This window comes from Pseudomonas sp. KCJK9016 (assembly GCF_046231795.1).
Classification (GTDB): domain Bacteria; phylum Pseudomonadota; class Gammaproteobacteria; order Pseudomonadales; family Pseudomonadaceae; genus Aquipseudomonas; species Aquipseudomonas bananamidigenes.
Map to the genome: position 1 here is coordinate 137,053 of NZ_JBJJMM010000015.1, position 20,940 is coordinate 157,992.

The 20,940-nt window shown below is 53.0% G+C and carries 20 protein-coding genes; 11 read left to right on the forward strand and 9 right to left on the reverse strand.

Annotation, left to right across the window (positions count from 1 at the left end; translation table 11 throughout):
- Together glmS and ACK6BI_RS16645 are read left to right on the forward strand one after the other, a co-directional pair.
- A complete protein-coding gene (gene glmS, locus ACK6BI_RS16640) occupies positions 1-1,833 on the forward strand; it encodes a glutamine--fructose-6-phosphate transaminase (isomerizing) (protein ID WP_409317900.1) in 1,833 nt (610 codons plus the stop codon).
- A 281-nt stretch (positions 1,834-2,114) separates the two neighbouring features.
- Positions 2,115-2,873, forward strand: a complete 759-nt coding sequence (locus ACK6BI_RS16645) for a hypothetical protein (protein WP_409317901.1) — start codon at positions 2,115-2,117, stop codon at positions 2,871-2,873.
- A gap of 2 nt (positions 2,874-2,875) precedes the next feature.
- Here the strand turns inward: ACK6BI_RS16645 and ACK6BI_RS16650 are convergent, their stop codons facing one another.
- The 3 genes from ACK6BI_RS16650 to ACK6BI_RS16660 are packed head-to-tail and all read right to left on the reverse strand — an operon-like array spanning position 2,876 to position 7,142.
- The gene (locus ACK6BI_RS16650) at positions 2,876-4,189 is read right to left on the reverse strand and encodes an ATP-binding protein (RefSeq protein WP_409317902.1); all 1,314 of its coding nucleotides are present in this window, start codon (positions 4,187-4,189) and stop codon (positions 2,876-2,878) included.
- The gene (locus ACK6BI_RS16655; RefSeq protein WP_409317903.1) at positions 4,186-6,183 is read right to left on the reverse strand and encodes a transposase; all 1,998 of its coding nucleotides are present in this window, start codon (positions 6,181-6,183) and stop codon (positions 4,186-4,188) included. The genes ACK6BI_RS16650 and ACK6BI_RS16655 overlap by 4 nt, the downstream gene beginning before the upstream one ends.
- Positions 6,180-7,142, reverse strand: a complete 963-nt coding sequence (locus tag ACK6BI_RS16660; RefSeq protein ID WP_409317904.1) for a hypothetical protein — start codon at positions 7,140-7,142, stop codon at positions 6,180-6,182. The genes ACK6BI_RS16655 and ACK6BI_RS16660 overlap by 4 nt, the downstream gene beginning before the upstream one ends.
- A 715-nt stretch (positions 7,143-7,857) precedes the next feature.
- On the opposite strand from ACK6BI_RS16660, the gene ACK6BI_RS16665 reads away from it, so the two are divergent.
- The 3 genes from ACK6BI_RS16665 (at position 7,858) to ACK6BI_RS16675 (ending at position 10,481) form a co-directional block, all read left to right on the forward strand.
- Entirely contained in the window at positions 7,858-9,420 is a 1,563-nt protein-coding gene (locus tag ACK6BI_RS16665; protein ID WP_409317905.1) for a TnsD family Tn7-like transposition protein, read from the forward strand.
- Between the two features lie 527 nt (positions 9,421-9,947).
- Positions 9,948-10,103 carry an antitoxin Xre/MbcA/ParS toxin-binding domain-containing protein gene (locus tag ACK6BI_RS16670; RefSeq protein ID WP_409317918.1) on the forward strand — a complete coding sequence of 52 codons (156 nt, stop codon included), beginning with the start codon at positions 9,948-9,950 and terminating at the stop codon, positions 10,101-10,103.
- Between the two features lie 72 nt (positions 10,104-10,175).
- Positions 10,176-10,481, forward strand: a complete 306-nt coding sequence (locus ACK6BI_RS16675; protein ID WP_102623553.1) for a hypothetical protein — start codon at positions 10,176-10,178, stop codon at positions 10,479-10,481.
- A gap of 375 nt (positions 10,482-10,856) precedes the next feature.
- On the opposite strand, the gene ACK6BI_RS16680 is transcribed toward ACK6BI_RS16675, so the two are convergent.
- The gene (locus ACK6BI_RS16680; RefSeq protein ID WP_409317906.1) at positions 10,857-11,195 is read right to left on the reverse strand and encodes a helix-turn-helix domain-containing protein; all 339 of its coding nucleotides are present in this window, start codon (positions 11,193-11,195) and stop codon (positions 10,857-10,859) included.
- A 41-nt stretch (positions 11,196-11,236) separates the two neighbouring features.
- On the opposite strand from ACK6BI_RS16680, the gene ACK6BI_RS16685 reads away from it, so the two are divergent.
- The 3 genes from ACK6BI_RS16685 to ACK6BI_RS16695 are packed head-to-tail and all read left to right on the forward strand — an operon-like array spanning position 11,237 to position 13,442.
- Positions 11,237-11,629, forward strand: a complete 393-nt coding sequence (locus ACK6BI_RS16685; protein WP_409317907.1) for a DUF4031 domain-containing protein — start codon at positions 11,237-11,239, stop codon at positions 11,627-11,629.
- Positions 11,541-12,767 carry a nucleoside triphosphate pyrophosphohydrolase family protein gene (locus ACK6BI_RS16690; protein ID WP_409317908.1) on the forward strand — a complete coding sequence of 409 codons (1,227 nt, stop codon included), beginning with the start codon at positions 11,541-11,543 and terminating at the stop codon, positions 12,765-12,767. Before ACK6BI_RS16685 ends, ACK6BI_RS16690 begins: the two co-directional genes overlap by 89 nt.
- Entirely contained in the window at positions 12,768-13,442 is a 675-nt protein-coding gene (locus ACK6BI_RS16695; protein ID WP_038574454.1) for a uracil-DNA glycosylase, read from the forward strand.
- Here ACK6BI_RS16695 and ACK6BI_RS16700 read toward each other — a convergent pair.
- From ACK6BI_RS16700 to ACK6BI_RS16720, 5 genes are read right to left on the reverse strand one after another with little or no spacing between them, the layout of a single operon-like run.
- Complete coding sequence (locus ACK6BI_RS16700; RefSeq protein WP_038574455.1) at positions 13,414-14,253, reverse strand: hypothetical protein; 840 nt, start codon at positions 14,251-14,253, stop codon at positions 13,414-13,416. The genes ACK6BI_RS16695 and ACK6BI_RS16700 overlap by 29 nt on opposite strands.
- Positions 14,250-14,840, reverse strand: a complete 591-nt coding sequence (locus ACK6BI_RS16705; protein WP_409317919.1) for a C1 family peptidase — start codon at positions 14,838-14,840, stop codon at positions 14,250-14,252. The genes ACK6BI_RS16700 and ACK6BI_RS16705 overlap by 4 nt, the downstream gene beginning before the upstream one ends.
- A 23-nt stretch (positions 14,841-14,863) precedes the next feature.
- The gene (locus ACK6BI_RS16710) at positions 14,864-15,880 is read right to left on the reverse strand and encodes an ImmA/IrrE family metallo-endopeptidase (RefSeq protein ID WP_409317909.1); all 1,017 of its coding nucleotides are present in this window, start codon (positions 15,878-15,880) and stop codon (positions 14,864-14,866) included.
- A gap of 9 nt (positions 15,881-15,889) precedes the next feature.
- On the reverse strand, positions 15,890-16,240 hold the full coding sequence (locus tag ACK6BI_RS16715) for a helix-turn-helix domain-containing protein (protein ID WP_038574459.1): 351 nt from the start codon (positions 16,238-16,240) through the stop codon (positions 15,890-15,892).
- The gene (locus tag ACK6BI_RS16720) at positions 16,233-16,508 is read right to left on the reverse strand and encodes a hypothetical protein (RefSeq protein ID WP_038574461.1); all 276 of its coding nucleotides are present in this window, start codon (positions 16,506-16,508) and stop codon (positions 16,233-16,235) included. The genes ACK6BI_RS16715 and ACK6BI_RS16720 overlap by 8 nt, the downstream gene beginning before the upstream one ends.
- Positions 16,509-16,854: 346 nt before the next feature.
- On the opposite strand from ACK6BI_RS16720, the gene ACK6BI_RS16725 reads away from it, so the two are divergent.
- The 3 genes from ACK6BI_RS16725 to ACK6BI_RS16735 all read left to right on the forward strand — a co-directional run bounded on the left by ACK6BI_RS16725 (position 16,855) and on the right by ACK6BI_RS16735 (position 20,940).
- Positions 16,855-17,655: a hypothetical protein gene (locus ACK6BI_RS16725; protein WP_409317910.1), complete on the forward strand. Its 801-nt coding sequence runs from the start codon at positions 16,855-16,857 to the stop codon at positions 17,653-17,655.
- A 60-nt stretch (positions 17,656-17,715) separates the two neighbouring features.
- Entirely contained in the window at positions 17,716-18,123 is a 408-nt protein-coding gene (locus tag ACK6BI_RS16730; protein ID WP_223699210.1) for a hypothetical protein, read from the forward strand.
- 894 nt (positions 18,124-19,017) lie between these two features.
- On the forward strand, positions 19,018-20,940 hold the full coding sequence (locus ACK6BI_RS16735) for an ATP-dependent nuclease (protein WP_409317911.1): 1,923 nt from the start codon (positions 19,018-19,020) through the stop codon (positions 20,938-20,940).

The following is a 20,940-nucleotide window of genomic DNA, read 5'->3' on the forward strand; positions in this document are numbered from 1 at the left end:
ATGTGTGGAATTGTCGGCGCGGTAGCTGAACGTAATATCACCGCCATCCTGGTCGAAGGCCTCAAGCGCCTCGAATACCGGGGTTATGACAGTGCCGGTGTGGCGGTGTACACCAATGACGGCGTTTTGGAGCGTACCCGTCGTGTGGGCAAGGTCAGCGAACTGGATGCGGCCCTGGCTGAACATCCGCTGGTGGGGCGCCTGGGCATTGCCCACACCCGCTGGGCCACTCATGGCGCGCCAAGCGAACGCAATGCTCACCCGCATTTCTCCGGCAATGTTGCGGTTGTGCACAACGGCATCATCGAAAACCATGAAGCGCTGCGTGAGCAACTCAAGGCGCAGGGTTATGTGTTCTCTTCCGATACCGACACCGAAGTCATCGCTCACCTGCTGACCGAAAAACTCAAGAAACTGCCCGACCTGACCGACGCCCTGAAAGCAGCGGTCAAGGAACTGCATGGCGCCTATGGGCTGGCGGTCATCCACGCCCGGCAGCCGGATCGTCTGGTTGCGGCGCGCAGCGGCAGCCCGCTGGTGATCGGTCTGGGCCTGGGCGAGAACTTCCTTGCTTCCGACCAACTGGCCCTGCGTCAGGTCACCGACCGTTTCATGTATCTGGAAGAAGGCGATATCGCCGAAATCCAGCGTGACAAGGTGCAGATCTGGGACCTGACCGGTAAAGCCGTCGAGCGCCAGACCGTGCAGTACACCGATGGCGCCGAAGCGGCCGACAAAGGCGAGTTCCGTCATTACATGCTCAAGGAAATCCACGAACAGCCGTCCGTGGTACAACGCACGCTGGAGGGGCGTCTCAGCCCGAACCAGGTGCTGGTGCAAGCGTTCGGCCCGCAAGCCGCCGAACTGTTCGCCAAGGTGCGCAACGTACAGATCGTGGCCTGCGGCACCAGCTATCACGCCGGCATGGTTGCCCGTTACTGGCTCGAAGAGCTGGCGGGAATTCCGTGCCAGGTCGAAGTGGCCAGTGAGTTCCGCTATCGCAAGGTCGTGGTGCAGCCGGACACGCTGTTCGTCACCATTTCCCAGTCCGGCGAAACCGCCGACACCCTGGCGGCGCTGCGCAACGCCAAGGAACTGGGTTTCCTGGGCAGTCTCGCGATCTGCAACGTCGGCATCAGTTCGCTGGTGCGCGAATCCGACCTGACCCTGCTGACCCAGGCCGGTCGTGAAATCGGCGTGGCCTCGACCAAGGCGTTCACCACGCAACTGGTTGGTCTGTTGTTGCTGACCCTGTCCCTGGGCCAGGTGCGCGGCACGCTGGGCAAAGACGTTGAAGCCACGCTGGTCGAAGAACTGCGTCGCCTGCCGACCCGTCTGGGCGAAGCGCTGGCCATGGACAGCACGGTGGAAAAAATCGCCGAACTGTTCGCCGACAAGAACCACACCCTGTTCCTTGGCCGTGGCGCGCAATATCCGGTCGCGATGGAAGGGGCCCTGAAACTCAAGGAAATCTCTTACATCCACGCCGAAGCTTACCCTGCCGGCGAACTGAAGCATGGCCCGCTGGCGCTGGTGGATAACGACATGCCGGTGGTGACTGTGGCACCGAACAACGAACTGCTCGAGAAGCTCAAGTCCAATCTGCAGGAAGTCCGTGCCCGTGGCGGCGAACTAATCGTGTTCGCTGACGAGAAGGCCGGGATGACCAACGGTGAAGGCACCCACGTGGTACAGATGCCGCACATCCACGACATCCTGTCGCCGATCCTCTACACCATCCCGCTGCAATTGCTGTCTTACTACGTCGCCGTGCTCAAGGGGACTGACGTGGACCAGCCGCGCAACCTGGCGAAGTCGGTGACGGTGGAATAAGTTATTCACAGGCCCCCTCCTTTGATCGTAAATATTAAAGTCTGTCTCTGAGTATTAAAGTCTGTCTCGCTTGGAGCCTTTGGGGGCTCCGAGCAGAGATCCCTCTACTGCCCCCTCTGGTGCCTCGAAATATTGGGTACTCCTCCTTGCTGCTCACCATCCAACCGCACGAGTCTCTCCGCTCCTTCATCGAAAGGCATTTTTACCTGGACCCCCGATCACCCGAGTCGATAAAGCTCAAAGAAATATCCAGGTACTACATGCGAGGATGGTCTATCGGGGTGATCGCTGACCTGCTAGGCAGATCTGATACATATGAATTCAATCGTCTGCTGCATGAACACACGAGTTATTCGCAGGTGGGGGTTTTTCCAGGCTTCGGCCAATCCAGCTATACCAGAGGCAATTATCAGGATTCCGAAACGAGATTTGAAACCGAAAGTCAACGAGCTGGAATTTGCATTGACTGTGTAAAAGAGGACATTGAGTCGCTTGGTTTCCCTTACTGGAGACGTGACCATAGATATGTGGAGGTATGTGCGAAGCACAATACAATCCTGCTTAGACAATGCCCTATATGTAGGCGCGATATCCGATATCATCGCCAAGGATATGGTCATGATCTACTTTGGGGCGGGTGTAAAGGGAGCTATGTCCATCAGTGCGAACCCACGAAAAATCCACACGAATATAAACTGACATTCGCAAGAATTTTCGCGGAAATCGGAGAATCAAAATTTGCCGTTGATTTGGAGTCTGCTATAGAACATCTTGCGGGTCAGGCAAATAAAATGGCACTGGAGGGAAGTATTAGTGAGGAGGAGTTAATGGCGATAAATTGGAGGCTTAAAAACTCTAAAAGAATTTCCGACACATGGTTGAAATATCGCCCTGACGATAGGTATTCTCATAATATTATTGAAGTTATAGCAATGTTGTATGGCAGCTTTGCTGCTTTAGTAGACAGTCTGCGTGAAACAGATAAGCTGGTTCGCAACATAGATGACCTGATGCGTGTTGAGTACCAAGGCAGGTATTAGGATTAATTGTCCTCCTTGTCGCCGAAATAATCGCTGAATGCATTCCCCAAATCATCATTTGTAGGTTTTCCTAAAGGCGGTCGCTTAGGGCGCTTCGGGTTTTGAGCCTTCATGTCGGTATCCAGCTTCAAGCTTTTATGAGCTTCACGCTCTTCAGCCGTCAGCGCACCTTTGAAAGCAGCTTGAGCGACACGATGGTCGCGCTCCTTCCTAACGAACTGCACCACATTCGAGCGTATGGGAGAGCCAAATGGGCAATTGAGGTCATCACGTTTGGAGTTCTTTTGAATAGCAATCCGCTCCAGTTCCTCAACGTCCACCCGGTACGAATAATATGAGCTTGAGGCATAAGCCCTTTGCACATCCTCAATTTCAACCCATGCGCGATTTGAGGAACGAGCCTGGATATATGCCTGTACCATTAGGTGAATGGCTGCACGCTTTAGCCCATAGCTCCCTCGATAGATTTCGTAAGAAAAATCTTTGGGATTGGCCCGAATTCGACCATCACTCACGGTAATACATTCGTCTATGAATTCAGCCCAGATTTTTGACTCTAGGGCGTCTGGCCACATGATTCTCGGCTCTGCGACTAGGCGTTGGGTGTCTTCCTGATTACGTTTAAGCAGCTTATGTCCCAAACTGAAATTAGATACGTACACCATGGGTAAGCCAAGGCCGGACATAGTAAGCAGTATGTCGGTTGTAAGGGCTGCCCCTTTCCCAGGTGTTAAATGCTGCATTTCCTCAAGAATTGCCAGCGAGATACCGCGTTGATGTGCTTGCTGCTGCGCTCTTAATCTGAGGATTGCAGTGTTCTCTCGTGTAGTCGCTTCAATGCCAAGAAAATCCGTGAGCAGCTGCTTACCAGACGCTTTACCTTTAGCGCTGGCGTACCAGTAAGACTCGGCTGTTTGAGGTTCCATGTAATGATTTAGCTTGAACTCAGTAGGGCCGGGCATAGCGCGAAGTAGCGCTTCGATGGTTGCCGATTTACCCACACCCGCTAAGCCAGTAAGGCAGATTGGGAAAGTTTCGGCTGTTATAGGGTAGTACATGCCTTTGACAAACGTTTGTTCTGTTTCGGAACGTATTGCCGAATGGACTGCTGCTTTCCCCACTAGCTCTGCAATAAGCTCTAAACTGAATTGATTTGGCAGGTAAATTTGTCTTAGTGACATATCAAGGATGTGTGCAGCTAACATAGGTGGTAGTCGATCTATGTCGCCGACGGGTTTTGGTCGGACTGTTACCTTTTTCCGTATGTGCTCGATGTCAATCAAACCATCGAATCTGGTTCGCAGTCTTTCAATCATGGCTTATTACCTACCAGTCGTCTTTGATCATCTAAGTCTCGCTGTGTTTCAAGACTCTTAGCCGGACGCCCTGACTTTCTCACTCCAGCATGCCAAGGCTTGCCCGTCTCATTTTCAAACTCTTGATAGTGATGCTGATCAATGGCAATTTTTTCTTTTCTGCGTTTTGCTTGAGCCCGGAGACGTGATTCGTTGATGTACTGAAGGTCTTCGAGCGAGATGTCCGTGCTGCCACGTCTTGTGGTTGCGGTGAAAACGCAGTTGAGTTCGTAAAGCCTTCCCTCAACCTCTATCCATATGTGTCGAACGCACATTGTCATGGTATATGCTGTTGCGTGAATCACGCGACCACCAGCAACTCGGTCAAATATACCTGTATCGGTCAATTCTTTTGAGTTGTACTTTCTCCCGAATAAATAGACACCTTTTTCCCTGATCACCGCAGGCATAGGCGTCAAAAATTCCCTTACAGCTTCTTCTGGCGACATCTTGATGCCATGATTGCGGCCAAGCGCATCGTGATAGTTCCATACGTTCAGAGGGGTCGGCGAGAAGCCTTCCAGCCACATATCCTCATCCATACGGTCGCTAGCGTCGGATGTTTCATTGTCCTTTATAATCCGACGTATCTCTCGGCGTGACATTTCAACAAGATTGAGGCCGCTATGAACATGCGCCGGCTGATCTTTGAACTTTTTATCTCTAGGATGAGAGGATTCAACTGTGGCTTTAGATTGCCCAGAATGTGTAGGGGTAATTTCCAAGCGGCCTAACCATTCTTTTGCACCAGAGACATCTATATGCACTCCTGGACCTCTATCGAATATCATCTGGCTTGAGAGTCCTTCGCAGGGCCACTCCTCAGGTTTGATATTCATACCAAATAGCTTGCAGTATTTAACCTTGCCGATTGCAATGCAAAATAGGGCCATCCGGTACGCCTCCAAGCTTTCCCTGCCTCTGGCAAAGCCGATACCTACAACGGCTCCTGAAAGTGCACACACTGCTCTTACCACACAAAATGAATCCAGTGGCGATCCTTCGATGAACCCAGATAATTTTTCCTCTGGGTAATAACCATCAAATTCTAATCGCTGATTGAGGTTACCTATCATCTGCGCAAAGCTCCCAATGTCGCCGGATTTTGCACGCGCAGCGCTTGGCCCTTTCATCGCTTGCGCAAGGGCAGAGGGGTTTGTTAGCCGTTTTACCCAATTCCAGAACTGATTGAAGCTTGGATAAGGCTCACCGTCGGGATGGTAGAACTCTTTCCCCGCTGAGCCTTGGCGAGTACGGCAACCAAATGTCTTTCGCAGTGAATCCCCGTAGATGTCGTCCTTGGTCTTGTCTACCCGTGAGTGCTTCGAGAAGGCAGTTAGGATTTTCTCCTTCATGTCAGGAGTTATGGGATACCCATGATTCTGGCCTTGGCCGGATGGGCGACCCAGTTTCTTATCGGTTTTCTCACTTCTGTCCCACTTTCCACATGCGTCCAAGCGGGGCATCAATGCCCATTTTGTTTGCCCAAATACGAGATAAGTGAAGAACCATAGCCGGATACGTGTGGGGTGCTGCCTCGGCCTTGAAGTCCTAGCGTGAGCATTAATAACTGCCTCCGGGTCGTCCGAGGCCAGTATCTCTGCTCTCTTGGGAATAAGTTCTACGATCCTCAGTAGGCGGCCGTCAACTATCTCCTCGTACGACCGTTTCGAGCTAACGCGGCGGCTTTCGCGCCATTTGGTTTCGATGCCTGCTGCCGCTGTCAGCCATGGCGGATAATCATGGCTACCTGTCTCTACGATCTCACCAGCCTCCAGCGCCGCTTCGAAGCGCAGCCGGGTCATCGTGTGCAGCTTCGCAGATGACCCTTTTTCATCGAATTCGACCAAGCGGACACGGTTACACCCGCCATCACTGATGAGAAAGTGGTATTCCTTTCCTTTGACGAGTTCACCGCAGCCTTGTGGTGCAATCAGTCGAGATCCCGCCATCATAGAGCGGCTTCCGAGAAAAAATGGCGATAGTGCTCAATCACTTCGCACCTGGCCTGCCCAAGTGGTTGGTCGATCTGTATGTATTGAAATAAGTCTACTGGTAGCGATCTATTCCAAATATCTTGATATATGCGGGCGATGAACTGGTCGCGATGCCCCCACTTGTTGCCATAGGTGATGGCCGCCAGTGCCGGAGGGCGGCCAATATTAAAATCTTCTTGTAATTGGTGGCTGAAGTCCTCCAGTAAATTTTGGTCAAGGCTGAGAGGACGGTCATGTAAACCAAAAATCTGATCTAGATTGGCTACAACAATGGGGTCAATATCGTCGAGCGAGAGATTTACTGTTCTGATGCCGGCGCTTGCATAATAAGTTTCTTCAAGGTGAAGGCGTAACTCTGCGCGTTCACGATCTTTTCTTCGCGCTTCTAATGTTTTAACCGCTGAACGCCGTTTCTCCATAAAATCAAACTTGGAAAGTTTGATGTTCCAGTTTAGAGCATAGGGCGCCGTGCCCGGCTCGCGGAGGTAGATCAGTAGGTCACCCAGGTATGGGTAGGCGGACCACTGGCGTTCGCCGCACGGCGTTTCTATCACCACCTTGGCATGGTCCATCCCTATATCTTTTGCTGCGGCGAGAGTTCCGACTAGAGGACTGAGACTCAAGCCAAGGGCGAAAGGGTGGCCATGCAGGGGATGTACATGCGGCACCGGGTGCAGCATTTTTTGCTCATGAATTTCAAACACTGCTGGATTGAACAACGCCAGTTGTGTGAACACTCGTTCAGGAATGGATAGCAGGTGAAGTGTGCGGCCGAGCTTTCGGCTGTTAAGGCGGCAGATCCTAGAAGTCTTCGGGGCTTCACCTGGTACAGCACAAATGGCGGGAACGTAATCGTCCCCCCACCGGAAATTGCCCTGGCGGTCTCTAATCCGCTTCAGCGTTTTTTCAGAAATCATTATTGTCCATACCCATACCACTTGTTCTGCCAGCGGTGGCCAAGTGGAGTACATGCGTACGAAAGGCGTACGCACACGACCTGGTGCTGTTGGGGCACCCGGATTTACGTTTCAAGGGACGAAGGGGGACCGCAGGACTTGACGCCCCGCGCATGCGGATAGACAATGGCTGTGTCAGGGCACTAATCTTGACACAGGGGCTTGGGGTAAAACCCAGGCCTTTGTCTATTCTGGCTCCCCGAAAAACTAACCAGAATTCTTCATACCGCTTACCTCTTTATATTCTATAACTTGGCTATTTAATTGGCAGCGAACTTTTTGCTCTTGGCGCAGAGCGAAGTTTGGAGACTTAGCATACGCCGCTATGTATGCTTTTTTAGATCGGTTCGCAGTTAAGCCTATAGCGATTACTGCGCATGGTAACGCTATGAAAGCTGTGTTGACAACCTTAAAAGCTTTTTGCACAGCGCACACAAGATTCCGGTCCCTTTCCTAGCTGCTTGATATAGTGTAAGTTTGTATGGTTAATGTGTGCAAAAGGTTTCAATTGCTCTTCGTTGGATAACTTAAAAGTTATCCACATTGCTAAGGCGTAGCTGAATATCTACGCTATCTGATAGTTCCAAACAAACTATCCACATCTGCCATCCGGCTACAATAAGTTATCCACAGCACGTTTGCGTGCCCGAGATACCTCTCGCATGGAGAGGCGCCCATGGCTACCTCTTGTTTTGGACTTTCCCTCGCTTGGCTACCGGGAGAGACGTTCTTCAGTCTTTGCAGTCGTCTGCATTTCCTGTCTGGTCACCTCCGCCCAGCTGCGACTACCGAGCAGCTGTTCAGCCTCTCAGAACGGTGCATCAAGCACGATGTGCCTTGTGGTCTGGATGCTTTCGAGCGGAACACCTCGGGCCTTTGGGGAGAAGCCATCTCCATCATTGAACAGCGCACCATTTTCCCGTTCTTCTCCCCTTTTCAGTCGGATAGCTCAGTCGCCGGCGCCCTTGTTCAAATCAGAGGCCCATCGCTTGGACCGCTGAAGTACCAACTCGGCCTCGTTTGTGGAGGATTCGGTGCTGATCATCCTTTGCGAGCATGCCGGTCCTGCATGGCTCGGGATCTGGACTCGTGTGGGGTCTCATATTGGCATCTGTCCCATCAGTACCCAGGCGTGGTGGTATGCCCTGAGCACAGTGAAGTGCTTTGCGAATGCAGCCAAAATCGCCGTTGGTGTGGGCGCTTCACTTGGACGATGCCCTGCGCTGGCACATTACGCGATTCGGATTATGGCGCGATCACCTCCCTGGAACGGGAGCGCCTCGCTCAACTGGCCTCGGTGTGCCGCGAGTTGGGGTCTCTAGGCTTGGCCAAGCACTTTGATCCAGTAGTGGTCGCCCAGCTCTACCGCAAGTGGCTACCAACAGAAAGCGCGGCACAGAGCCTGTTGACGCATATCAGCCCTTTGCGAAGGTTTCGTCCATATGGTGGGCTACCATCCACTGAGACCGCCGCCACCAGCTTCATCAGTCAAATGGTGCGGTCACCACGGCGGCACATTCATCCACTCAAACACCTGATGATGATTACTTGGCTATTCGGCGAGGTTTCGTCCTTTGCGGTATGCCACGATGTCGCTTGTGCTCAGCGGAAAGCACTTTCGGCACTGCCGGCGTCACCCCCAGTACCTGACGTTTCAGTATCACCGGCAAACAGAAAGGGCCACCCTCGGCCGAAGCGGCTCAAGCCTGAATTCAGGGCACATTTACTGAGCCGACTTGCTGAAGGAACGGCAAAGAATGAAATTTGCCGGGAGTTTCAACTCACCATATCCACGGTGAACAAGCTGCTCCGCGCGGAGTGTGCCGTTCAAGCGTCATGGGAGGCTCGACGAATGGCTCTCGATCAGGCTGATCATCGCTTACGATGGGCTGAGCTTCAGTCGCGGTTTCCATTGCATTCTCTCACTGAGCTTCGCCGCGAATGCCAATCGCTTTACACCTGGCTGCATCGTCACGACAGAGAGTGGTTGTATGCGCAGGCTAGTCAAGTGCCCAAACCTGCTAGAAACCCTAATCCGCGAGTCGATTGGGAGAGTAGGGACGATGGACTGCAACGTGAGTTGGAAGCTGAGATTATTCGGCGATTCGGATCGGATCAGAACCTGTGTCTCAAGCAGTCGCAGATCTTCTCCCTGCTCCCACGCCTTGCACAGCGTCTGGAACGTCGAGATCGATATCCGCGAACTCGGGCCTACATGAAGCTGCTGTTCAAACGATAGGGCCGTACTGATCGCCCAGGTGTGCATCATGACCCACATGCAGAGAGCGACCGATGTGCTGCCGGAGTTGCTCGGATGTTTGAGAGTGAAGTAGTGATCTTTAGCGATCCTGCGAGCCGAGGTGGGATTAACTCACTTTCGAAGCGGCTGATCACTACAATGAGAGAGAAACGGATTAAATCTGGCATCCAGAGCATTGGGAGGTCAGTCCAATGAGTTCTTCAATCTTGAGACCTCAAACAGGAGCCGCAGCTCAACCACCGACGTTCCAGTTGACCCATGCTGAGACGGGAAGCTTGAGTCATCTGGACATCCTGCGCCTCGTCCAAGCTGGTTTTGCCCTCAGTGATGTTCAGGCTATGGTCCGCTCATCAAGCCTATTCAAATCTTACAAGCTCCTGGAGCGAATCATGGGGAAGTCCGCTCGGACCATCCAACGGCTCAGTAACCCCCAGAACGCAGTCCGATTGAATCCCCAGCAGAGCGCTGTAGCGCTCCAATACGCCCAGGGACTTGAGCTTGCAGTGATGGTCTTCGGCTCTCAAACGCTCGCCGAGAATTGGCTGGGACGGTCTTGTAAGCACCTGTCAGGGATTGTTCCTTTCGAGATGCTCAATACCTCGGTGGGTTTCAAGGTTGTGGTGGACTACCTAGAGCGCGCTCGCTTGGGTGTTTACCAATAGCGGTGTGCCCCTCCACGCGATACGGTCACTCGGGGCTGCTTTCATACGCTCGCTGGCGTGAGGAGATAGGAGATGAAAGTTATCGGTAAGGTCGAAGTTGATGGTGTCGAAGACGTTGTTTGCGATGTCTGTCGGCTCACCACCAAGGTACACAACGGTGGGCTTCAATTTGCAACGTTGCAGGCACATTGGGGCTATGGAACGAAGCATGACGGTGAACGGTACGAGATACACCTGTGTGAAGGCTGTTTTTTCCAAGCTGTTGCCGGCCTTAAGGAAGAGCGGCGTACTCAAGGGCTCTTCGACGATGATGGCGGAATGCCGGATGACGATTTCGGTTTGATTACGAAGGATGATTTCTTCAAGGACAGAGGTTGATACAGCGTGGCCACAACGGCCGTTTCCGCAGAAAAAAATAGCAGTCCAATTTGATTACAGGTTCTTGTTCAGAACGCACTAATCAAGAGGGAGCGGACCCATTGATGACCTGGGTCACGATGCGTTCTCTCATGCCACACAAGCGTTTGCCCGAATCCTGAAATCACGACAGATGCTTCGACCATAGCTATCGCAGGCACGCTCGCTTTGACTGATGGTGGCAGTTAGAACTCGACGAAGGGGGCGGTGTTGGAGTTCATCTGGTCGTAGGAATGCGTGGCCACCCGTGCGCCGAATGCGTTGGCTTCAATATCGCTATCGTCATCGCTACTCATCCAACTCAGCGGCCAGCATGTCTATCGTATCCTGGTCGACCTATCCGAAGGTGAGCTCTTCCAGTGCTGAAACCAGGCTTTCGATTGCGCGTTCGCTGCTTTGAGAGGACGTGATCAGTCTTTCGATGCGGGAGAACAGCGACTGCATTTGTTCGGCATCACTTTTGTTCGGGGAAATATCTATGTGCAGAAATGTGCAAATTGATTTGAGATTTTTGCTCACGCGCACCATTTTTCCCTGCTCAAAGCGGGAAAGCTGAGAATGATGAATTCCGCATTTAGACCCAAGAATTTCAAGGGTTAAACCGCGAGAAATACGCGCTTCTCGGATGATTTTTGCGAGATTGGCGGCGGATGCTGCATTGAGTTTTTCGGTCATATGTGCATAATATTTGCACATTATGCACAGAGAAACTAGCCATGGCGGTCTACGTCGATTCTGAAGATATCCGCTGGAAAGGCCGTGTTTGGTGCCATCTGGTAGCAGATTCGCTTGACGAGCTCCACAGCTTTGCGGCTCGATTAGGCCTCCAGCGTAGGTGGTTCCAGAGCAAGAGTTTTTATCCGCATTACGATGTCACGCTCTCGGTTAAGGCTCGGGCTATGCAACTGGGAGCCTTACACGCAGATCGCAGGAAAATCATTGGGTGCTGCAAGCAGATGCGGGCCCAATTGCAAGCGCAGAGGATGCAACAGCAGTCGCTGTTCGATTCAGGAGGAATAGATGGCACCTATTGCCAGACAGCAGGAGCGACCACTATCGCTGCCGGAATACGCCCTCAAGGCCAGCAACAGCTCCCGCTTCAAGAATGACCCCAAAGCGCTGCAGGTTTTACGCTTCGGCTTTTTCGGCGAGGTGGGAGGACTGCTTTCATCGGTGAAGAAGGCCGAGCGAGACAGGCTTGAAGAAACTCAAAGTGAGGTCGCGGCTGAAGAGCTTGGCGATGCACTGTGGTATCTGATCAGGGCCAATTCCATTCTGCAGTTCACTCCGGATGAAATTGGAGAAAGCTGCCTGAAGGTTTTGAGGCAGCGATTCAAAGAGAGCGCGTCTCCAGTTATCGCAACCGTGAACTTCAGGCACATCGATGCTTTGATCAATTCGCGTCGGCAGGAGGAAGGTTCAGCGCTGAGAGGTGGCCAACTCGGTGCTCTGGCTCATGCGGCCGGCATTTTCTGTAACATGCCTGACGCTCAATTACGGGCGGGGCCGACCCCAACACTAAGGGATCACCTGGGTGGTCTGTTGGCGGAGTTGGCACTCAGTTGCGCGAGTTTCGATCTACATCTTGAAGATGTCGCGCGATACAACCTTGAAAAGACCAAGAGCCGGTGGCCTGGCGACGAGCGTGAGTTCACTCCTTTCTTCGATCCAGAGTCCGAGTTTCCTCGCTATGAGCGCTTGCCCAGGACACTCAAAATGGACTTCATCGAGCTACCAGGTCGCAACGGGCCATCTGTTGTGCAGCAGCTGAACGGTGTCTTCATCGGTGACCGTTTGACAGATAATAGCAACGAGCCCGACGACTATCGTTTCCACGATGTCTTTCATCTTGCCTATATGGCGTACCTCGGATGGTCGCCGGTCCTGCGTGGTTTGCTCAAGCTTAAGCGAAAATCGAACCCGATCATCGATGAGAATGAGGATGGTGCTCGGGCGATGATTATCGAGGAAGGGATTGCCACCTGGATTTTCAACCATGCCAAGCGCCGAAAATTCTACAAAGGGATCAAAGAGGGGGAGCTTGAGTACGGCCTGCTCAAGCAGATCCATTCCATGGTGGAAGGGTATGAGGTTCACAAATGCCCGTTGTGGCAGTGGGAGCTGGCCATTCTGAAAGGATTCGAGGTGTTTCGAGAGCTTCGTTCCGTGCGGTCAGGATCTGTTGTCGTCGACATGACTAATCACCAGCTGACCTTCCACTCTCTTGCCGATAAGAACTGTGTATAAATGACCCCCACTTCTTTCGTGAAAGCCCTCGCCAGTTTGAGCCTGGAAGATGTATTCAACCCATATGCCGACACGTGCCCAGTGCATGATCGGACAGATGCGGCTTCATACCGGCGTACGAACCTGCGCACATACCTCAGCGCTGCTGAAGATATCGGTGTCGACACCATTTGGATGGGACGAGATCTTGGTTACCGAGGTGGGCGTAGGACCGGCTTAGCGCTGACGGATGAGTTTCACTTAGCGGAGATGGCTAAGGTTTATCCGGGTTGTTCTTCACGACAAGCCACTAGAGGGCCTGTAATCGCTGAGCGTACGGCCGCCGAGATTTGGGGGGTCTTGAAGGTGATCGAGAAGCCGCCTCTACTTTGGAACGTGTTTCCCTTCCATCCGCACGAAACGGACAACCCCCTGACGAACCGACGCTTCAAAGCCAAGGAACTCGCGCTGGTTAACGATCTCAACAATGCGCTGATCAAATGGCTCAAGGTGCGCAGGATTGTTGCAATCGGCCAGGATGCCGCAAGCTATGCAACCGCTTTTGGAGTCGAGGTCCTAACGGTCCGGCATCCAAGCTACGGTGGCGTGAAAGACTTCCGCAACGGAATGAAGCAGATTTATAGCATTCCGGAAGACCTTTTGGGGGCTAGATCACTGCAGCCGTCTCTTTTATAAGCGTCTCATCGATCGGGAACGTTTCAAGCAGATTGCTTGCCGCACGGATGCCACCCAATCCATCATCGAGCTTGGCGTAGGTGGAAATGCACGTCAGCGTCCCTGTCTCGTATCCCGCCTCCGTTGCGACATATTGCTGCAACTGGGCAAGCCCAATAAGGTTGCCCAGTGCCCTCTCAGCGTAGTGGTGCGACCTGTAGATCGCAGTCAGATCAATCTTTCCGTGCATCAGTTTGAAGGTCACGTGGCTGAGACAGGCGGAACCGTAGTACTTGTGCCGATCGATGCTCGGATCATAGGTCGGGAGATCAAATCCAAGGCCGTTCAAGTCGTCTGCAAGATCTACGGCCAGATCGCAAACGCCTAGCTCATAAGCGGCCACGTACTTATTCAAATATTTGGTACGAATAGCAATCAGTTTTTCGATGATTTTGTCGAGCGGATTAAACGTCGCACCGCTTTCATCCTTGCGCTCGATCATACGCAATGCATAGGTGCCCCAGGTGTTCGGTGCCATGCCACGCGCCATGATCGACTTGTAGTGCGCGTACCAATCTGGACGCCCATAACGCTTATAGATTGTCTGGGGGAAGATTGTCCCGGCAGCCGTCATCACAGTCCGTTTTGCCTTCCGCTGTTGGAGGGCACGACTGACGGCGTTGACTACCTGACGGTCCTCGCTGGTTGCAGCTTGGGGCGAGGTAATTTCCAGGATGATATTGGTGGCATCATGCTTCTTTTGGCTTTCCAGGTAGCGGATGCCAGCCAGCCATGCTTGTACTACTCGCGACCTCTGGAATACTTCCGTCATTTATCAGCTCCGTAGATACATGATGCGTGGGCGGTTAGGTAAGAGTTTGGCACCCATGCGTGTCCATTCACTCCCCAAGCAACTCCCCAACTATTGCAGATCAGATAATGCTCCGTCCCCGATTGATCGTGACCGTAGCCCACGATCACCACTGCATGTCGGCCTGGGAAGACATTCGTTTCGAAGGCCACCACACCATCGATAGGGCGCATGAAGGATTGGGTTGTCGAAACCAGCACTCCTACCGGTCTGCCAAGACCCAGCCACTGCTTGATTTTGTTCAGGTCGAGTGCTGCAAGTGCCAGATCAGGGCCGTGGAGAGGGACGCCGGTGGGAAGTACCGGTAATGGCAGCCCTGGTTCGCTCTGCTGGTATGGGAAGTGATGATCTTCTGGCAATCCCATTTTGGTAGCCGCAATAGCGATTCGGACGTCCAATCCAGCGTTGGGCGTCCATGTGGGACTCTGATGCACGGTAGCCAAATAAGCGTATTCGGGACTGAGCAAGTGGTTCGAGAGATTACCCTTGATCCCTGCGAGCGAAAACGCGACGCATGACCCCCTGTTTCCCTGGTCCCTGGAATTCATCGGTATCGTTACGCGCGGTTGAATCACGATTGGCCGGTTCCTTGAAGCAAAGCCTGCTTAGCTGCGGAAGAAAGTCCGCTTGCCAAATCCTCGAATTGAGTCTGGGTTTCGAAGCTGTTAAGCGGATCCGATGACCTGTCCCATGGTTTGCGCTCGTCGAGCTGAAGCTCTGAACAAACAGTTGGTAGACTCTGAGACGGTGAGATCAGGTAGTCCAAATAGTGCTCACCACCTGCAATCAGCGCGTCGGTATCTGCGGCGTTGCCTGGAGGCAGTAATACCGGTTCGATGGTGAAACCTTCCGAGGCTGCCTCTTTCGTGTCCCAGACGTAGCCAGCACCCGAGTGGTCTTTTAGTCGCACCAACATCTGGTCATCAACACGGGGTTCGAGAACGAGATCTCGATCAGCTTCATCGATAAGCCAGACGTCTCGCTGTGAATTGACCAGTGGTTTGGGGAGCAGTGCTTTCTTGATTGCCGCTGGTTGAATTCGTAGCACCTCTTCAACAAACGATCGGTCACACAGCTTCAGTCTCTGAAGTGACCATGCGGTTGCGGCGTAGCTGATTCCTAGCCTTAGGGAAAGCTGATAGAGGTTGAAGGGGTGCGCAAGATCGGCCACCGCCCAACCTTTTCGCTTCATGATTTTCGCGACGGCCCAGCGCGGTGCCACCAAACTGTAGGCGAACCAATCAGCCTCCAGTTCTTTCTGAGCGGCTGTGTTGGTGTAGTCCAGCTGTTCGTCAGTTGTAGTGCCGTGATCCAGAACGAAGTGCCCGAGCTCATGTGCGCAAGTCATTTGGATAACGCCTGCTGGACGCTCAGCATTCACCAGAATTCCTGGTTGGCCTTCGCTGATAAATGCGCCCCATAGCTTTTCCAGTGGTCGTAGCATCACGACCACCCCGGCCGCTTGAGCAATCCGAAATGGATCGACGCGTGTGTACCCATCCTCGTCGATTCGGCGCTTCGCGCCGGAGTCTCTGACGACCTCAGCGGCGCGTGTAACAACAGATTTGATTTGAGTTGCGGAGAGCATCCCTACCCCCTAATTAGCTTTCGAAGCCCTCAAGAAGTCAGCAAACCGAGCGACTTCATCCACATCCTTCTGAGTCAGGCCTTTGACTGCCCTAGCCAGGAAAGCGAATTGTTCGGGACCGGAGTACGCGGGTTCGCACCCTGTCAGCAAATACTCCACGGACCGATGGTAGATGCTCGACAGGCGTTTCAGCTCTGTCACTTCAACCTTGCGAGTGCCGGACTCGATTCCGGTAATGGCTGTGCGTGTAAGTCCAACGAGCTGAGCAATTTCAGCTTGGGATAGCCCTAGATACTCGCGAGCAGATCGCAGCCGCTCCGCAATTTGGAGACGTTCTTCATCGTTGTCAGTTTCACTCATCTTCCTTCGTTAGGTACGTGAGTACCCCCTCGGTGACTTGCTGAATGAATTGATCGCGCGACTCATAGCCCCCATTGCGAATGACCACTTCTACAGGGATTTTCTTGCCTACGAGCACGTCGATATCGATCATCGCTTCACAAGCGGTTAATGAGTCCATCGGTGCTCCCATGTCATCGATAGACGTGGGATCGCTGGCAATGACGATCTCTCGTTCATCCCAGAACGCACCTAACAGATCTTCAATTTTGCTTTGAAGTAAGGTCATTATAGTGTCTTAAAATCGAACAATAGCTGTACATAAATACAACCACATGGTATGGCTGATGGCAATAGGCTTGTACCGGGTCCTAGACTAGGCCGGTTTTATTGAGTACCGCTAAGCGTGATATCGTCCAAGCGTCACTTGGCCATTTTACGTCCAAGCGTAGTGACTGTAGTCAGATCGAACTGTTGGTCAATTTAGGCAAGCAAAGCGCGCAGATTTGCGACGAGCGTCGGATGCCACGCTGCTCTGGTTTGCAGCGAAGAGGATGGTAGGCCCTGTTTCGCTATGGGTTTATAGCCGTCCAACCCGGGCAATTGCACTCCTGATCTGTTAGCTAGGGAAACTCATGCGTTACTTGCACCGCATCCTCTTCTATCCGCTTCTGCTGGTGTCGCTTTTTTGGGGGTTCCTCGCTCTGAGAGTCAACCCTTTCGCGCTGCTTTACAATCTTGAGTTTTTTGCCCTACTCAAAGCTTTTTACATTGTCGGCTTTACGGCATCGTTATGGCCGCTGGCGTATATAGAACTAGTCGACTACGTTCATTCGCGCTTGGGCAAAAATGGTCGGCTTTACCTTGATTACGCTGAGTCGCTACAGAAGGATTTGATCGTCGCCGCGATCACGGCGCTGGCGTTAGTCGGTGTCTATTGGCTGGATTCGGTGAGCTACGCTTTCTCAGGTATCGACATTGCTTTCGTTGGATTCCCCTTTTTGGTGAATGCCCTGTACACCTTAATCCAAGGTACGCAAGTGAGTGTTGCCGGGCAGCCCATACGCAAGAGAGCATCATTACCCATGTTCTGTGTGGTACTGGGAGCGACTATGGCGGTGTATTGGTTGCTGGTGAAAAACTCATCCGGTGAACTGGCTAGGGACCAAGCGTTGTACTTGCAGCTGACTATTTTGTTCGGCGGCTTCTGCTTCTTTTTGAGCAGCAACTTTATGCTGCACTGCTGGAGGCATGGACGTTTTGAGAGCTCTACTTTTAAGCGTTATTTCTTCACCGAGGTTGTCAGGTCGAAATCGAATTTTTACGGAGACCTGGACAAAGTGCTGGGGCCGTTCAATCAGCAAATGGCACGGCGTAAATCTCAGCACTCTGCAGCTATTCGTCGTCAACAAAAGAACCGTCACCGAAAGCGTTGATGGTCCAACGCAGATTTGCAGGCGGGCCTAAGTTTCAACTCATGCAAGGATCAAACATAAGTGTTCAAGGATCTTCTGGATGCTTTGGGTAGGATCAAGTCGCGCCCGCTGCTGAACGTGTTTGCAGCGCTGGCTCTTTCGACATTCGTTGACGGTGGAGGACCGATCAAGGATCCCTTTTCCGTTACCAGCTTGCTGTTGCCCTTCTATTTATTTTTCGCCTCTGTGATGGTCGTGTCGTGGGTGCACTGTGTAATCAACCTGAACAGCCGCCTTGCCGATCACGATCTTTTTAGCTGGGGGCCCTATTTGGGTGGGGTGGTATTGACGTTCTGCCTGTGCGTAATTTTTTGGTACGTGTCGAATGTTCCCGATCCCATCAACCTGAAGCTGTTCGGCAGTGTCGAATTTGTGAGAATGTTCGCCCTATACCTGTTTGCCGTCGAAACGATGAATATCAAGCGTTGAGTCGGGACCTGAGCATGTGTCAGCCCACTGGTCAATCAAACCGTACAGCGCGTTTGCTCCGATTGCTTACGCAATCCTGCCGCGGTGCTGGTGAACACACCGAAGTCGCGTGAATATGGGACTGGGTAGGCTACTTGGGGCGTGACTGAGTCTGCGCGCTCAAGCGTGGTCAGGTTGAAATTCCAAGCGACTTCGCAGGCGTGGTCTGGGCCTCGATGAACGACGAGGGTTGGAAGCAGGCATTGAGCCAGGAGCTGCAGGATGCTGGGTACGAAATAGACTGGTATAAGGTAATGCGCACCTAGGCAGGCTGGGCTAAAACTCTGACCTAGGCTTACTGACAAGGATGGCCCTGGGGTGTAGAGTAGGGTGGTTGGCTCCGAGACTTTGTTGGCAAATTGCCTCCCCTTAGAGACGCGTGAGAGCCCGCCCCGAAAGCGGGCTTTTTCGTATCTGCCAACGGTAGCAAGGTCAGGCGATCACAAGCTTCCGACGCATTGTTTCCTGTCCCATGCACATCTCATCTAGATCTGCCACTCTTTAAGTATTTCGGCGGTCCCAGCTTCCAGAGCTTCCATTGATACCCCGTGCCTAAGAACGAAATTTTCCGAGAGTGCTGAAATTTCCCTCAGCAGTTGCCCTGCCTCTCCCACAATAGATTCCAGTCTTCTGTGAAGACTAAAGTAGGCAGCGTCGTCGTGCAGCACACCACAGCCCCAACATGCTTGTCTAAGTGTCCGTGGAATTTGCATCCCACCCTCAGTAATGGCTCCCTGCTACTAAATTACCCTTCCGACCCGCTTTCTCACGTGATAAAAGCCAATCATACCCACAGAGTGCACGGACTGCCTTGCGCCATCCGGGACAGGCTTTCCAACAGGACGGAGAAGCAAGATGCATTTGAAGCGGATCAGGGCGTCAAATTTTCGGGCGTTTGGCGACGGTACAGTTGCCCCCTCACTTGATTGGGAGCTTGCTCCAGGACTGAACATCCTTGTCGGGGAAAACGATTCCGGCAAAACCTCTGTAATTGACGCGATTCGCTACGTGCTGTGGACAACCAGCTACGAGTTCATTCGGCTTTTCGAAACTGACTTTCACATCACGGGCACAACAAGAGCCCGCTCCCTGTTCATCGAAGCCACTCTTGTGGACCTAGACCCCGCGCAAGAGGCCTCAGTTCTCGAGTGGATGACCCACGAAGCAGACGGGTCTCATAGCTTGATCGTCTATCTGCAGGCGCGTTGGATACCACCGAAGGCTAACAAACGTGGGCGGGTCGAGGCCATCACCTGCTCGGGCCCGAATGGCACGGGGCCAGAGATCGGCACGGCGGTTCGTGAGCTCATCCGAGCCACCTACTTGCGCCCCCTTCGAGATGCCGAAGCTGAGCTACGCCCTGGTCGCCAGTCTCGGCTGTCCCAAATTTTGGGCGCTCATAAACGCATTGATGGGCAGGAGCAAAATGACTTCGACCTAGCGGCTCCTGCTACGGTCCCCAGCAACCTGGTCGGGCTGATGGCGTTTGCTCAGCATCACCTGGGCGAGCATCAGGTTATCAGAGATGTCCAAGACGACATCAACGACAACTACCTGAACAAGTTCGCGTTTGCCGGCGATGCCCTGTCCTCACGCATCCAGATCGCTCCGGAGCTGGGCCTACAGCCCATTCTGGAGCGCTTCGAATTGGCGCTGCTGCCATCCTCCACCATCGATCCAGGTGAGAGGTGCATTCGCGGACTCGGCTATAACAACGCTCTGTTCATGGCGACCGAACTGGTTCTGCTGCGGGACGGTGATGAACTCGGACTACTGCTTATCGAGGAACCCGAGGCCCATCTCCATCCGCAACTGCAGGAGCGCGTTCAGCAGCTCCTCGAACGCACCTCCAAGGCGGCGGAGCCAGATAGCCGCCCTGTTCAGATCATTATGACTACCCACAGCCCATCTCTGGCGGCGGGTGCGGACATCGCAAGCCTGACCTTGGTAAACCGTGCCCAACTATTCAGCCTGGCTCATGGGAAGACCAAACTGCTGAAAAGCGATTACGAGTTTTTGAGGCGCTTTATCGATGCCACCAAAGCGAATCTGTTCTTCGCTCGCGGCGTTGCGATCGTGGAAGGGCCAGCAGAAGCGCTGCTGCTGCCCGCTCTGGCTGCAGCTTCAGGATACTCGTTCAACGAACACGGCATTTCTTGCGTTAACGTCGGCGGAGTTGGGCTTTATCACTACGCGCGAATCTTGCAGCCGATTGATGGCTCGGCGATTCCCATTCCCGTCGCCTGCATCACGGATCGTGACATCGTGCCCAATGAGGCCACCTATATATCTCCTCCCAAGAACAACCGTAAACGATTCGAAAAAGACTACACGCCAGAGGAAATCGAGGCACTGGTCAAAACGAAGGTCGATCGCGCCCAGGGTGGTAGCACAATTGTCTGCGTCTCCAACAACTGGACGCTGGAATTCGATCTCGCCCTTCATGGATGTGCCCAGTTGATGCATGACGCAATTCACCTGGCGAAGAAGGCAGACTCGAGGGGGGAACGGCTGACGGAGGACGATGAGAAGAAGACGATCGTCGAGGCAGGCGAGCGTTGGAAAGAACTCTCGAACGCCGGACACTCGCCAGTGGAACTGGCGTCACTCATCTACCAGCCGCTCGTTGAAAAAGAGGCATCAAAAGCGATCACTGCCCAATACGCTGCTCACCTGATTTCAACAGGCGACTATGGGAAAGGCGATGAGCTGTTCAACAAGCTGCCGCCTTACCTACAGCAGGCGTTACGGCATCTGACTGGCAGGGCTGAGCCATGA

What these genes read in the sequence shown, in the direction of transcription:
- ACK6BI_RS16725 (WP_409317910.1), top strand. Translation starts at nt 16,855, where the DNA reads ATGCGTTACTTGCACCGCATCCTCTTCTATCCGCTTCTGCTGGTGTCG.
- ACK6BI_RS16695 (WP_038574454.1), top strand. Translation starts at nt 12,768, where the DNA reads ATGACCCCCACTTCTTTCGTGAAAGCCCTCGCCAGTTTGAGCCTGGAA.
- ACK6BI_RS16670 (WP_409317918.1), top strand. Translation starts at nt 9,948, where the DNA reads ATGGTCTTCGGCTCTCAAACGCTCGCCGAGAATTGGCTGGGACGGTCT.
- ACK6BI_RS16680 (WP_409317906.1), bottom strand. Translation starts at nt 11,195, where the DNA reads ATGACCGAAAAACTCAATGCAGCATCCGCCGCCAATCTCGCAAAAATC.
- ACK6BI_RS16650 (WP_409317902.1), bottom strand. Translation starts at nt 4,189, where the DNA reads ATGATTGAAAGACTGCGAACCAGATTCGATGGTTTGATTGACATCGAG.
- ACK6BI_RS16685 (WP_409317907.1), top strand. Translation starts at nt 11,237, where the DNA reads ATGGCGGTCTACGTCGATTCTGAAGATATCCGCTGGAAAGGCCGTGTT.
- ACK6BI_RS16700 (WP_038574455.1), bottom strand. Translation starts at nt 14,253, where the DNA reads ATGACGGAAGTATTCCAGAGGTCGCGAGTAGTACAAGCATGGCTGGCT.
- ACK6BI_RS16705 (WP_409317919.1), bottom strand. Translation starts at nt 14,840, where the DNA reads ATGAATTCCAGGGACCAGGGAAACAGGGGGTCATGCGTCGCGTTTTCG.
- glmS (WP_409317900.1), top strand. Translation starts at nt 1, where the DNA reads ATGTGTGGAATTGTCGGCGCGGTAGCTGAACGTAATATCACCGCCATC.
- ACK6BI_RS16665 (WP_409317905.1), top strand. Translation starts at nt 7,858, where the DNA reads ATGGCTACCTCTTGTTTTGGACTTTCCCTCGCTTGGCTACCGGGAGAG.
- ACK6BI_RS16690 (WP_409317908.1), top strand. Translation starts at nt 11,541, where the DNA reads ATGGCACCTATTGCCAGACAGCAGGAGCGACCACTATCGCTGCCGGAA.
- ACK6BI_RS16720 (WP_038574461.1), bottom strand. Translation starts at nt 16,508, where the DNA reads ATGACCTTACTTCAAAGCAAAATTGAAGATCTGTTAGGTGCGTTCTGG.
- ACK6BI_RS16655 (WP_409317903.1), bottom strand. Translation starts at nt 6,183, where the DNA reads ATGATGGCGGGATCTCGACTGATTGCACCACAAGGCTGCGGTGAACTC.
- ACK6BI_RS16735 (WP_409317911.1), top strand. Translation starts at nt 19,018, where the DNA reads ATGCATTTGAAGCGGATCAGGGCGTCAAATTTTCGGGCGTTTGGCGAC.
- ACK6BI_RS16710 (WP_409317909.1), bottom strand. Translation starts at nt 15,880, where the DNA reads ATGCTCTCCGCAACTCAAATCAAATCTGTTGTTACACGCGCCGCTGAG.
- ACK6BI_RS16660 (WP_409317904.1), bottom strand. Translation starts at nt 7,142, where the DNA reads ATGATTTCTGAAAAAACGCTGAAGCGGATTAGAGACCGCCAGGGCAAT.
- ACK6BI_RS16715 (WP_038574459.1), bottom strand. Translation starts at nt 16,240, where the DNA reads ATGAGTGAAACTGACAACGATGAAGAACGTCTCCAAATTGCGGAGCGG.
- ACK6BI_RS16675 (WP_102623553.1), top strand. Translation starts at nt 10,176, where the DNA reads ATGAAAGTTATCGGTAAGGTCGAAGTTGATGGTGTCGAAGACGTTGTT.